Source organism: Shewanella sp. TB7-MNA-CIBAN-0143, from assembly GCF_040310065.1.
GTDB lineage: Bacteria > Pseudomonadota > Gammaproteobacteria > Enterobacterales > Shewanellaceae > Shewanella.
In genome coordinates this window covers 1-12,984 of sequence record NZ_JBEOPL010000013.1, presented here as the reverse complement: position 1 = coordinate 12,984, position 12,984 = coordinate 1, and the positions used below count along the sequence as shown (strand labels likewise).

General features: G+C 41.0%; 12 protein-coding genes. All 12 read right to left on the bottom strand.

The window, feature by feature from the left end; all coding sequences use genetic code 11:
- Positions 1-6 precede the first annotated feature (6 nt).
- Positions 7-741 (bottom strand): cytochrome c1, encoded by a 735-nt coding sequence (locus AAEY97_RS11815; RefSeq protein WP_101085242.1) that lies wholly within the window; start codon positions 739-741, stop codon positions 7-9.
- The gene (locus tag AAEY97_RS11810; protein WP_101085241.1) at positions 741-1,955 is read right to left on the bottom strand and encodes a cytochrome b; all 1,215 of its coding nucleotides are present in this window, start codon (positions 1,953-1,955) and stop codon (positions 741-743) included. Before AAEY97_RS11810 ends, AAEY97_RS11815 begins: the two co-directional genes overlap by 1 nt.
- On the bottom strand, positions 1,955-2,545 hold the full coding sequence (petA, locus tag AAEY97_RS11805; protein ID WP_101085240.1) for a ubiquinol-cytochrome c reductase iron-sulfur subunit: 591 nt from the start codon (positions 2,543-2,545) through the stop codon (positions 1,955-1,957). Before petA ends, AAEY97_RS11810 begins: the two co-directional genes overlap by 1 nt.
- A gap of 704 nt (positions 2,546-3,249) precedes the next feature.
- Positions 3,250-4,128: a protease modulator HflC gene (gene hflC, locus AAEY97_RS11800; RefSeq protein ID WP_101085239.1), complete on the bottom strand. Its 879-nt coding sequence runs from the start codon at positions 4,126-4,128 to the stop codon at positions 3,250-3,252.
- Positions 4,129-4,130: 2 nt separating this feature from the next.
- The gene (gene hflK / locus AAEY97_RS11795) at positions 4,131-5,291 is read right to left on the bottom strand and encodes an FtsH protease activity modulator HflK (RefSeq protein ID WP_101085238.1); all 1,161 of its coding nucleotides are present in this window, start codon (positions 5,289-5,291) and stop codon (positions 4,131-4,133) included.
- Positions 5,292-5,324: 33 nt separating this feature from the next.
- Entirely contained in the window at positions 5,325-6,632 is a 1,308-nt protein-coding gene (gene hflX / locus AAEY97_RS11790) for a ribosome rescue GTPase HflX (protein WP_101085237.1), read from the bottom strand.
- A 20-nt stretch (positions 6,633-6,652) separates the two neighbouring features.
- Complete coding sequence (gene hfq, locus AAEY97_RS11785) at positions 6,653-6,910, bottom strand: RNA chaperone Hfq (RefSeq protein WP_011638750.1); 258 nt, start codon at positions 6,908-6,910, stop codon at positions 6,653-6,655.
- A gap of 83 nt (positions 6,911-6,993) precedes the next feature.
- The gene (gene miaA / locus AAEY97_RS11780) at positions 6,994-7,920 is read right to left on the bottom strand and encodes a tRNA (adenosine(37)-N6)-dimethylallyltransferase MiaA (RefSeq protein WP_101085236.1); all 927 of its coding nucleotides are present in this window, start codon (positions 7,918-7,920) and stop codon (positions 6,994-6,996) included.
- Position 7,921: 1 nt separating this feature from the next.
- A complete protein-coding gene (mutL, locus tag AAEY97_RS11775) occupies positions 7,922-9,784 on the bottom strand; it encodes a DNA mismatch repair endonuclease MutL (protein WP_162023871.1) in 1,863 nt (620 codons plus the stop codon).
- A gap of 1 nt (position 9,785) precedes the next feature.
- Positions 9,786-11,129 (bottom strand): N-acetylmuramoyl-L-alanine amidase, encoded by a 1,344-nt coding sequence (locus tag AAEY97_RS11770; protein WP_101085234.1) that lies wholly within the window; start codon positions 11,127-11,129, stop codon positions 9,786-9,788.
- 2 nt (positions 11,130-11,131) lie between these two features.
- The gene (tsaE, locus tag AAEY97_RS11765; protein WP_101085233.1) at positions 11,132-11,590 is read right to left on the bottom strand and encodes a tRNA (adenosine(37)-N6)-threonylcarbamoyltransferase complex ATPase subunit type 1 TsaE; all 459 of its coding nucleotides are present in this window, start codon (positions 11,588-11,590) and stop codon (positions 11,132-11,134) included.
- A 172-nt stretch (positions 11,591-11,762) separates the two neighbouring features.
- Entirely contained in the window at positions 11,763-12,218 is a 456-nt protein-coding gene (locus AAEY97_RS11760) for a hypothetical protein (protein ID WP_101085232.1), read from the bottom strand.
- Between the last annotated feature and the right edge of the window lie 766 nt (positions 12,219-12,984).

Sequence of the window (12,984 nt, the reverse complement as noted above, 5' to 3'; positions counted from 1 at the left end):
TGATGGCTAGTGCACATCTTTCCAGTATTCTTTCTTCAACAAATACGCAATTATGAAGAAAATAAACAAGAATCCAAGTACCCACCAACCTAAAGCTTCACGCTCTAGCTGAACTGGTTCGGCAGAATAAACTAAGAAACCCGTGATATCACGGACGACTTGGTCGTATTCTTCTGCCGTCAATTTGCCACCCGTGGTAACAATATTACCATCTTTATCTTTTACAAGAGATACATTACCAGCTTCATCTTTCGTAACAGTAGCAAGACCTTGTAAGTCTTGTAATACGTGTGGCATACCCACTGCTGGGAACACTATATTGTTCACACCAAATGGACGAGTCTCATCTGCGTAGAAACCTTTTAGGTATGAAAATACCCAATCAGCACCACGAACACGAGCAACCAACGTTAAATCAGGAGGCGCAGCACCAAACCATTTAGCGGCATCTGGAGTAGGAATAGCGTTTTCCATTAAATCACCGATTTTTGCACCGGTGAACATGTACTTGTTACGCATATCATCGTTAGAGATGCCTAAATCAGTTGCAACACGCTCGTAGCGTTGGTATTGAGTGCTGTGACAACCAGAGCAGTAATGTTGGAATGAATCCAAACCACGCTCTAATGACGCTTTATCATGCAAATCAACGTTAGCACTTTCTAAGTGAACACTATGTCCACTGGCGGCCATTGCGAGAGATGGCAGCAATGTAACTAATGCAATTAATAACTTTTTCATTAGTGTGTCACCCTCGTTGGGACTTCTTTTGTTTTCTCATTCTTACTGTAAACCCATAAGGCTACGAAGAAAGCAAAGTAAGTGAAAGTGAATACACGTGCCGCAATAGTTAACTCAGGAGTTGCAGGAACAACACCTAAATATCCTAAAATAATGAACGACACTGTAAATTGTGCAATGTTGATCTTGTGGATCATGCTGCGATAGCGAATAGACTTCACTTTACAACGGTCAAGCCAAGGCAGTAGGAATAACACTGCAATAGACAGACCCATACCAATAACGCCTACCAATTTATCAGGGATAGCACGTAAAATGGCATAGAAAGGTGTGAAGTACCAAACTGGCGCAATGTGTTCCGGTGTTTTCATTGGATTAGCCGCTTCAAAGTTTGGCTTTTCTAGGAAATATCCACCGCCTTCAGGCATGAAGAACAACACATAACAGAACACGATTAAGAACCCAGCGACACCCATAATATCTTTTACAGTGTAGTAAGGGTGGAATGGAATACCATCAATAGGCCATCCGTTCTCATCTTTGTTCTTTTTAATCTCAACACCATCAGGGTTATTTGAGCCCACTTCATGCAAGGCGATTAGGTGTAAGAACACCAACACAACCAATACAAGTGGTAGCGCAATAACGTGCAGTGCGAAGAAACGGTTTAGTGTTGCACCTGAAATAACGTAATCACCACGGATCCACAATGTTAGGTCATCACCAATAATAGGGATGGCACCAAACAAAGAGATAATTACCTGCGCACCCCAGTAAGACATTTGTCCCCAAGGTAGTAAGTAACCCATAAATGCTTCAGCCATTAACACAAGGAAAATCAACATACCAAACAGCCATAATAGCTCTCTTGGTTTTTGATAAGACCCGTATATTAATCCACGGAACATGTGCATATAGATGACAAAGAAAAATGCCGATGCACCTGTAGAGTGCATATAACGTAGCAACCAACCGTAATCAACATCACGCATGATGTATTCAACAGAAGCAAATGCGCCTTCTGCTGTCGGTACGTAATTCATGGTCAGCCAAATACCTGTCAGCAATTGGTTAACCAAAACTAATAGCGCTAATGAACCAAAGAAATACCAAAAGTTAAAGTTCTTTGGTGTCGCATACTGCCCCACATGACGGTTATATGTAGCCGTCATTGGGATGCGAGCATCAATCCAATCAATAATATTCTTAACCATTACGCCGCTCCTGTATCTACACCGATGATAACGTTAGCATCATCAACATATTTGTGCGGTGGGATCACTAAGTTTAGTGGTGCTGGAACACCCTGGAATACACGACCGGCCATGTCAAATTTAGAACCATGACAAGGACAGAAGAAACCAGAAGTTACACCTTCAACCTGCTCACCGAATGAATCAGGCAGATAAGTTGGTGAACAACCTAAGTGAGTACAGATACCGACTGCAATAAAAAATTCAGGCTTAATAGAACGCGCAGGGTTAGTTGCATATTCTGGTTGCTGCATTTCTTCTGAAGCAGGATCGCGTAATTGACTGTCTAATGTTTTAAGATTATTTAGCACAGCTTCTGTACGACGAACGACCCAAACCGGTTTTCCGCGCCATTCGACACGAATTAACTGACCTGGTTCTACTTTACTAATATTTACTTCGACCGGCGCACCTGCAGCTTTCGCTTTGGCGCTCGGATTCCATGACTTGATGAAAGGAACCGCTACAGCGACGGCACCAGCACCACCTACTACGGCGGTTGCAGCTGTCAGGAATCTGCGACGTCCGGTATCGACTGGCGCATTGCTCATCCACTTATCTCCCAGAGGGTGTTGGAATTTTTATATTTCAATACTTTAGCGACCCAAAATGGTGAAACGCTAAAATCATAGTTTGAGGCGGTGCTCATTATAGCGAAAAATTAGAACCAGATCATAGTGAAAACACACATCTAAGATGAGGATATTAACATTTTTTTTAAAATCGCTTATAAATCAGCCATTTTATAACAATTAGTTGCCACTTAATTAGCAATAAAAAGCTTGAGAAATGCATTTAAAACAATAAATTATTAATGATAAATAATAAAAGACATCAGAAATATCTACTGTTGTGATTGATGACCGCTTTTGGGAAAACTGAATTCATAGCAAAAACATTAGGGGTGGTTGATCTTTCAAGGTTATTTTTACAGCGAACTTTTGGTCATTACTTAAACAAGAGCTACAAGGCAGAGGCTTTGTGGCGTAGTTATTCTACATGAAAAGCTGATAACGCAGTAGAAATGACTCACAAACACTGCACAAGGGTTCGGCTAAAAACGTTTTACTCTTTGTTGAGTGCATCTTCTCGACGTGATGGTTACTTAGATTAATAGGCTGTAATCTACTCGCCTCGGTTAACACATTTTTATCTCGAACAAAATTCAACCAGTAAAGATCTACAGACCTAGATAATAGGCACAAAAAAGCTCGGTAAAAACCGAGCTTTTTAATGCAAAAAACATACGCGGGTATTATTTAACGCTAGATGATTTCATGTACTTGAAGAAATCACCTTCAGGTTCTAACACCATAATGTCATTTTTACCGGCAAAACTTTCTTTGTATGCTTCTAGGCTACGTAAAAAACTATAAAACTCAGCATCTTTACTGTAGGTATCAGCATAAATTTTTGCCGCTAATGCATCACCTTCACCACGAATAGTAAGGGCTTTACGTTCAGCTTCAGCAATCTTTACTGTCACATTGGCATCAATAGTCGCACGGATAATTTCAGCTTGTTCTTTACCTTGTGCACGGTGCTCTTTCGCCACAGCTTGACGTTCAGCACGCATACGTTGGTAAATACTAATACTGACATTAGCAGGTAAATTAATTTGCTTTACGCGCACATCAACTACTTCAATACCGAGATTTTGTGCACTTTCAGAAGCATTTTCTAATGCGTCGGTTTGCAATTCATCACGCTTACCTGAAACAATTTCCTTGATTGTGCGACGACCAAATTCAGTACGTAAATCGTTGCTAATTTTGGCTTGTAATAAGCTTTCTGCATTGGCTTTAATACCGCCATTGGTAGAAAGATAGTACTTTTCAAAATCACGAATACGCCACTTAACATAAGAGTCGACCATTAAGTCTTTCTTTTCAGAAGTAACAAAACGATCTGCTGCGCCGTCCAATGTCTGGATACGAGCATCCAGATAGCGAACTTTATCGACTAAAGGTAATTTAAAGTGAAGGCCAGGAGCAAAAACGGTTGTTACGTCTCCATCTTTAAGCACCTTACCGAAACGTGCAACAATCGCGCGCTCACCTTCGCTTACCACCATCAAAGAGGAAAAACTCACCCCTAAAATGATCACTAGAATGATCAGAGCTAATCTACCCATTGTTAGTTCCTCCCTTGGCGAATACGATCTTCGCGGCTGAGACGACCATCAGTCGGCATGCTAGTAATAGGTGTATCTACACCACTACTAGAAACAGAATTGATGTGACGTTCTACCTCAGGTTCTACTTGATTGCGCAGACTCTTAGAAGAATCCATCAGCTTATCCAAAGGTAAATACATCAGATTACCGCTACTCTTAGTGTCGATAAGAACTTTATTTGTATCAGCCAACACAGATTGCATCGCATCTATGTATAAACGATTTCGGGTTACACCTGGAGCAGCTTTATACTCAGGTAATAACTTCTCAAATCGAGCGACTTTACCTCTAGCTTCAAGAACTTCACGCTCTTTATAAGCACTAGCTTGTTGTGCCATACGCTCTACTTGACCACGCGCTTTGGGTTCGATTTCACGAGCATAAGCTTCAGCTTCGCGAATAAAGCGCTGTTCATCTTCCTGAGCAGAGATAGCATCATCAAATGCATCTTTTACTTCTTCTGGAGGACGAGCGGGTAAAAAGTTAACATCACGAATTTCCAAGCCTAATTTATACGGCTCAATAATACGCTCTAACTCAGTCCAAGTATCACGACGAATAGCATCACGTCCAGTGGTTAAAATGTCATCCATACGATTATGCCCAATGACATAGCGCAACGCACTATCAGTCGCTTCACGTAAACTCGAATTGGCATCGACTGCACTGTACAAGTATGAATAAGCATCTGATACGCTATATTGAACCACAAGTTCAACATTCACGATATTTTCATCAGATGTCAGCATTCTGCCAGACGCTGGAATCGAACGGAACGTTTCCACATCAACCATTGTCACATCGTCAATAAAAGTGGCTTTCCAATGTAAACCGGAACTCACTTCACCGATGTGCTGACCAAAACGGAGTAACACTCCACGCTCAGCTTCTTTAACCGTGTATAAGCCAGACAATGCCCAAATAATTAAGGCAATCACTGCTATTATAATCAGTAAAGATGAATTAAATGGCTGACCAGTGGCGCTACCGCCTCCCTTGCCACCAAAGCGTTTTGATAGGTTACGAAATACTTCGTCAAGATCTGGTGGCCCTTTATCGTTACCACCTTTATTTCCCCAAGGGTCTTTGTTCCCCTTGTTACCGGGCTCATTCCAAGCCATTTAGCACTCCATAATTGGATGAAATAAATGAGATTAACAAGTGGCGTCTACTTCTGAAGGTTCAAAAATAAATGCCTCTAATTCCCCTTGACTCTGTTTAGCTAATCGGCGCCAATTGGCGTCCGATAAACGAACAGATAAAATACAGTTCCCCAGATTGTCATACTCTTTCTGCTGTATTGCATCCAGTCGATAAAACTGGCCAAGATAATGTCCTGCTGATGCAGGTATTTTCAATGTAAGCTCGCAAATCACTTCACCGATTAATTCGGTTATCGCTTTCAGCAGCAAATCAAATCCAATGCGTTTTTGCGCAGAGACCCAAACCCTCTCAGGTTTACCATCTTCATCGTAATCGATACGAGGCGCGAAATCTTCAAGTAAATCAATCTTATTGCATACAATCAATTGAGTGATTTCATCTGCATCAATTTCTTCCAATACTCTTTGTACTTGGTCAAAATTTTCAGTCATATTGTCATCAGCACAATCAACGACATGTAAAAGAATTTCAGCTTGTCGAGTTTCTTGTAATGTGGCTTTAAATGCTGCGACGAGATCATGAGGTAAATGACGAATAAAGCCAACAGTATCCGCTAAAATCACCGCACCATCAGGTAACGATAATTTACGCAGTGTCGGATCTAATGTTGCGAATAACTGATCGGCTGCATAAACATCCGATGACGTTAGCGCATTAAATAATGTCGATTTACCCGCATTTGTATAGCCTACTAAAGACACAGTCGCTAAATCACTGCGCTTACGAGCTCGTCGGCTTTGCTCACGTTGTTTATCTACTTTATCGAGGCGTCGATTAATATTCTTAATCCGGCCTCGTAATAAACGTCGGTCTGTTTCGAGCTGGGTCTCACCCGGCCCTCGCATCCCGATACCACCTTTTTGTCGCTCTAAATGAGTCCAACCACGAATTAGGCGTGTCGACATGTGGCGCAATTGCGCTAGCTCCACTTGCATCTTACCTTCATGAGTTCTCGCTCGTTGAGCAAAAATATCAAGGATCAACGTAGTTCGATCTAAGACTCGACACTGACACACCACTTCAAGATTACGCTCTTGAGCTGGACTCAATGCATGATTAAAAATCACTACATTGGCTTCAGTAGCAGCGACCATAGCAGCAAGTTCTTCTGCTTTACCGGAACCAATAAAAAACTTTCGGTCCGGCGAGCGTCTGCTGCCAGTAATCACTCCAACAGAGCGAGCACCAGCAGATTCAACTAACAACTGTAATTCAATTAGATCTTCTCGACGCTCTTCGTCTGAAAAGTCTATATGAACCAATACAGCTGTTTCACCCGCTTCATAACGATCAAACAAAAATTATATTCCTTTTCAAATTATTCAGCATCGCTTTCTTCACCATGGGCAGTACCCTGGTGAGCAGAAACATTAAATGGGCGTGCTGGTACGACTGTTGAAATAGCGTGTTTGTAAACCATTTGGCTTACAGTATTTTTCAACAAGATAACAAATTGATCGAATGACTCAACTTGGCCTTGTAATTTAATACCATTCACTAAATAGATAGAGACTGGTACACGCTCTCGACGCAATGCGTTCAAAAATGGGTCTTGTAAAGATTGCCCCTTAGCCATTTTCAATTTCCTTTTTTATTTTAAAATATGTTGAATTAAGTTTTATTGTTTAGTTTTAGTATTATACAGCAACAGCTAATAAGCTAGCGGCTTTGTCGCATAAGCGTAACTAAATTCCCTTCTACACCACTTTCAAGCCACTGTAAATCTGGCCAGCTCCTCAACCATGTTAATTGACGTTTAGCCAATTGCCTAGTGGCTGCGGTAGCTTTTTCGACCATTGTCGCATGATCAAATTCATTATCTAGGTACTGCCAGCACTGTCTGTAACCAACGCAACGCATAGATGGTAGCTCTAAATGCAAATCATCACGCGCTTTCAAACGCGCAACTTCTTCGATAAAACCTTGCTCTAACATGATATTAAAACGCTTTGCGATTAACTCATGTAATACTTTTCGATCGTTTGGTGCAATAGCAAATTGCACTACATCATACGGCAAAGCGGCTGACTTAGTTTGTGTCAATTCAGTCATTGTTTTGCCACTGATCCGATAAACCTCTAAAGCCCGCGACAATCGTTGTGGATCGTTAGGATGAATTCTTTCTCCAGCAACAGGGTCAATATTACACAATTCTTGATGCAGCGCATCCCAACCCTCGGTTTGCGCTTGCGCTAATATTTGTTGCCTAATAGCTTCATCAGCACTGGGTAAAGGTGATAAGCCTTCTAACAATGCCTTAAAATACATCATGGTGCCACCCACGAGTAAAGGGGTCTTACCACGGCTAATAATGTCTTCGATAGCCAATAATGCATCACGGCGAAAATCTGCCGCGGAATAACTTTCGCTAGGGTCAAGAATATCAATTAATTTATGCGGAGCCATTTCCAGCTCTTCAGCACTGGGTTTAGCAGACCCTATATTCATATCACGATAGATCAACGCAGAATCTACTGAGATAATTTCACAATTATATTGAGTTGCCATATCAATGGCTAATGCCGTTTTGCCTGAGGCGGTAGGCCCCATTAAAAAAATCACTTTCGGCTTATCGACACTATTCACGTTAATTATCTTTCATCCAATTTTGCCAAGGCATTATGCGCTCTTGGTCATAACAAGTTTGTTGCGTTTCATCGTCAAGTGAACAAAATTGCAGCCATAAAGCTTGAGCTGGCTCAAATTGCGATAAACTTTGTTGTGCCAACCAACCTACGATAGCGCTTTCTGTAGGTTGCTCTAATTGTATCCATTGCAGTAACTCTGGGATCACAATAGCAAGTTGGCATTCCCTCAAATATGGGGGCACTTTTTTAATAATCAACTGTTGGAAGCGAATTGTTAATTCAATACCCATTTGACGCAGTAATTGATCACGAGCGGCTAAGGTTTCTATCCAGTCCAAATCTGCGGCTAAAGACACAGGCATTAATAAAGGTTGCGACACTAAACCGTTAGCTAATTTGGTTGCTATGTCTTTCTTTCTTACTGCCAATAACACGGTTTTTATCGACAGTAATGACAGCTTATCATCTTTACAGATAACCCAATGCTCACCCGCTAATAACGGCGGCATGGCAACTTGATGTACAGCCTCGTTAACATAGGATACCGCGCTATTCATCGGGGTATGCAACAACTGCCCATAATTAGCAATAGCGGTTTTCGTCTGGGCAGATGAAGATGCACCAGAAGGCTTTGTACCATAACTAGGCTTAATTGCAGCTGAATAGCCACCAGATGAGCCATTTGTCTTACCAGGTACATGCATCGAACCAAATTGACTAACGCTGTTAATCGTCTTACTCGAACCATGATTAAGTGTAAAAATGTCTTCTGTGGTATCGGCCACTTTCGCATCATGCATCATGTTTGATTCGGTGTGCATTGTTACAACAGTATCATGATGTTCTAATTCATCTGATAAAGGTAACAAAGGCATTTCGACTAATGCCGATTGCACCGCTTGTAAAATAAAGTCATGTACATAACGAGATTGATGAAACCGCACTTCATGCTTAGCAGGATGAACATTGACATCTACTTGATGTGGGTCAAGTGATAACATCAACACATAGCCCGGCTGATGTTCAATACCATATTCAGCAAATGCTTGTTTTACGGCATGGTTAACCAATCGGTCTCTAATTAAGCGTCCGTTGACATAAAAAAAGTTGGTATCGGTGATAACAGTGTCTTGTGGCGACTGCAGATAACCCGTTAATAATAAATCATCGTGTTCACAAGCAATGCTCAATGCCTGTTCAGCAAAAGCTCTGCCACAAATTTGCGCCAAACGTTGTTGAGTTTGAATGTCAGTATTAGCAGGACGATACTGACGTACTAACTTACCATTGTGTGTCAGGGTAAAGTGAATATCGCTACGAACAATGGCTATGCGCTTTAACCACTCATCTATATGAGTAAATTCAGTTTTATCACTTTTTAAAAAACGGCGTCTGGCGGGAGTATTAAAAAATAAATCGACCACATCAATAGTCGAGCCTTGAGGATGCGCAGCAGGAGTCACTTTCACGTCCATTTGCGAGCCTTCAGCATAGGCCTGCCAAGCTTCAGATTGCTCTGCAGTTTTCGACGTTAATGTTAATCGCGACACCGAACTAATACTGGCCAAGGCCTCGCCCCGAAAACCAAAGCTTAAAATAGCTTCGAGGTCATCGAGCGTATGTACTTTTGAGGTTGCGTGACGCGATAACGCCAATGCCAACTCATCTTTAGGAATACCCGCACCATTATCGCGAATACGAATAAGCTTGCTGCCGCCTTTGTCGATATCAATATCAACTCTAGTCGCACCAGCATCTAAACTGTTTTCAACCAGTTCTTTGACCACCGAAGCCGGACGTTCCACTACTTCACCGGCTGCGATTTGGTTTGCAAGTTGAGGTGGTAGCAGCTGAATAGCCATATTAAGCCCTTGGGATCACAAGATGTTGACCAACACGAACCACGTCTGACTTCAAGTTATTAGCCTGCTTTAAACGTGAAATAGAAACGCGGTATCGCTGAGCGATAACAGACAATGACTCACCACGTTGTACTTTATGCTTTTGTGTTTGCGAGCTGTCAGAGCGTGTTTTAGCAATCAAAGTATCACTGGGCGCATTACTAGCAAAATAACGTTGCACTCCCGAATGGATGGCGCGGGCTATCTTTTCTTGATGCGCTGGGTTTCTTAGTAAACGCTCTTCTTGTGGATTAGAAATAAAACCTGTTTCCACCAGAATTGAAGGTATATCCGGCGATTTAAGTACCGCCAAACTAGCAGCTTCTGGTTTATGCTTATGTAATTTGGTGACACTGTTGAGATCTTTTAATACATCGCCAGCAATAGAATTACTTATCGCCATAGAACTATTCATCGACATATCTAAAAGGGTCATGGCTAAATATTGTTCGCTATCAGAGTTTTGAATAATTTCTCCAGCACCCCCTAATAACTCAGAGTGCTTCTCTTTTTGCTCAAGCCAACGACCAATTTCAGTATTTGCACGGCGCATAGATAATACCCAAACCGATGCGCCCTGAGGCTGAGGAGAAGTAAATGCATCTGCATGAATTGAAATCAATAAATCTGCTTTAATATTACGAGCCAGCTCAGAGCGTTTATTTGGATGAATATAATAATCACCACGTCTCGTCATCACAGCACGCATTCCTGCTGTTTGATTAATTTTGCTGGCTAAACGCGTTGCAATTTCCATCACCACACGCTTTTCGTAAGTCCCAGAGGGGCCAATTGAGCCAGGATCTTCACCACCGTGTCCAGCATCAATGGCGATCACAATATCTCTAGATGACTGATTAGCAGAACGACTGACCGTATTCACCGTTGGCGACTCGCCGTTAGAATCTTCTAAATCGACGACAAGGCGGTTGCCATAAGGAGCGGTTGGAGGCAATGTAAATAGACTGGACTTTACCGGTTTAGTTAAATCCATAACCAGACGCAATACACCTTTTTTAGGTGGAGAACTAAAGCGTATCTTTTTGATAATTTTACTATTGTTAGCTATTTTATCTAAATTAATCTTGGCGCCAGTATCTTGAATGTCGACCACTAAACGATGAGGACCGGTTAAGGTAAAGCTGTCATAATTAGGTGATTGAGTTAAATCGAACACCACTCGCGTCGATTCTGGGGCAGCCCAAATGCGCACGCTATCAAGTTGGTTGGCAGCCCAAACCACATTAGACTGCAAAAACAACAGCATGAATACTACAGAGGTAAAAAACGTATTTTTTAAAGTCATTATTATTTTATTTTATTTATAATTGCCTGCCCAGCAGGGGATAAGCCTTGTAATTCAATTTGTCTTTGAGATTCTTTATAACGCAAATGCAAATGGATGTCAGCCTCAGGGAGTAATCCATGACCATTATTAGGCCATTCAACTAGACACACACTTCTGTCAGTAAAATAATCACGGATACCCATATACTCGAGTTCTTCTGGGTCAGCTAATCGATATAGGTCAAAATGAAATACATCCATATCATTAAATTCATAGGGCTCGACCAAGGTGTATGTCGGACTTTTCACCGCGCCTTGATGACCTAAACTTTGAATAATGCCTCGACTAAACGTTGTTTTACCCGCCCCTAAATCCCCCGTAAGATAAATAGTGAGTGGCGGCTTTATCCACTGTGCAATTTGTTGTCCAAGGGCAACAGTAGCTTGTTCATTTTCAAGGGTTTTAAACAGCGATGTCATGTGTAAAGTCAGCTTCCATAAAAAAGAGATACAAGAATGCTAAATATACCAGAAGTTACCGGGGAACTCCCACTGTTATAGTGGTTATTTTTTGTTAATAAAAAAACCAGCTACTGGGAATAGCTGGCAAAATCACACTTCAGGAAGTTATATTAAAATTTCAACGCCTCGTTTAAATGTCATCCATACGGATGGTGCTATGAACTAAACGTTTTTGTTGAGTTTGTGCAACACGGACTAAGTCCATTAATGCACTTTTAATTTCATCAGTTGGGCTACTAATAGCTGTTTTTTCTAGTAACGCGATTAAGCGGTTTTCTAGGTCTAAATGCAATTCAAGCACTTCGTCTTCTTTCATATTGGCAGGGAGTGACGTTTCATTGCAACGCTTGCTAAAATCTTCAAAAGTAATGTCTTTATACCAAGTATTTAATATTCTTGATGGTGCATCTTCAATATAGCTTTCTAACGTTTCGTAAATATGTCTTTGGTGTTGTTGAAAATAAGTCAACATCATCTTAACTCGAGAGGAATCCGCATTACGATCTAAGCGCTTATATAATTTCTCCATATCGAGATGGCAATTAGCAACGTAATCAAGTAGCTCACTTAGTTGTTGGATCCGCATAAAACTCACCTCGTTTAAAGCCCTAACTTCTTAGGAAAATCTATCTTGAGTTGATTATCAAAGATTACAACAGTAAATGATTTGAAGCAGATCATGTTTTACTTCACCAATATGCGCTTACTTTAGAGATCCATGAAGAAGTGAGTACTAGATCACTTATTTGTTGATTGCAAAAAGATTTGCTCAAACACAAATGATGCAAATTTATTAAAATAATAAGGTTCAGACTGAATTAGACTCGGATTGATGGCTATTAAAAAATGTAGATCGAGCTATACGTTTCTCAATAATGGTTCGAACGGATGATCGCTTTATGACGTCTAGCTTGGCAAACAAAAAAGGTATCGCATTCTCTAAGGGCGCAACTGAGCTAATGTCGCTGTAGTTATTCGTAAGATTTAGAACAAAGAAGATTTGGAGCAAATAGGATTAATAAGGAAGTAATTTGGAGTGACATATCTTTTTAATAATGGGGGATTCGAACTGATGACCGCTTTATGACGTCTAGTTTAGCAAACAAAAAGGTATCGCATTCTCTAAAAGCGCAACTGAGCTAATGTTGTATTTTAAACTAGGGATTTCAAACTAGGGAAGTGATTTGGAGCGACGTTTCTTTATAAATAAAGAGTGGTTCGAACTGATGACCGCTTTATGACGTCTAGCTTGGCAAACAAAAAGGTATCGCATTTTCTAAAAGCGCAACTGAGCTAATGTTGTATTTTAAACTAGGGATTTCAAACTAGGGAAGTGATTTGGAGCGACGTTT

Excerpts from the sequence above, each read along its gene's own strand:
- hfq (WP_011638750.1), bottom strand. The coding sequence starts at position 6,910 with ATGGCTAAGGGGCAATCTTTACAAGACCCATTTTTGAACGCATTGCGT.
- mutL (WP_162023871.1), bottom strand. The coding sequence starts at position 9,784 with ATGGCTATTCAGCTGCTACCACCTCAACTTGCAAACCAAATCGCAGCC.
- hflC (WP_101085239.1), bottom strand. The coding sequence starts at position 4,128 with ATGGGTAGATTAGCTCTGATCATTCTAGTGATCATTTTAGGGGTGAGT.
- hflK (WP_101085238.1), bottom strand. The coding sequence starts at position 5,291 with ATGGCTTGGAATGAGCCCGGTAACAAGGGGAACAAAGACCCTTGGGGA.
- tsaE (WP_101085233.1), bottom strand. The coding sequence starts at position 11,590 with ATGACATCGCTGTTTAAAACCCTTGAAAATGAACAAGCTACTGTTGCC.
- AAEY97_RS11770 (WP_101085234.1), bottom strand. The coding sequence starts at position 11,129 with ATGACTTTAAAAAATACGTTTTTTACCTCTGTAGTATTCATGCTGTTG.
- AAEY97_RS11810 (WP_101085241.1), bottom strand. The coding sequence starts at position 1,955 with ATGGTTAAGAATATTATTGATTGGATTGATGCTCGCATCCCAATGACG.
- petA (WP_101085240.1), bottom strand. The coding sequence starts at position 2,545 with ATGAGCAATGCGCCAGTCGATACCGGACGTCGCAGATTCCTGACAGCT.
- AAEY97_RS11815 (WP_101085242.1), bottom strand. The coding sequence starts at position 741 with ATGAAAAAGTTATTAATTGCATTAGTTACATTGCTGCCATCTCTCGCA.
- AAEY97_RS11760 (WP_101085232.1), bottom strand. The coding sequence starts at position 12,218 with ATGCGGATCCAACAACTAAGTGAGCTACTTGATTACGTTGCTAATTGC.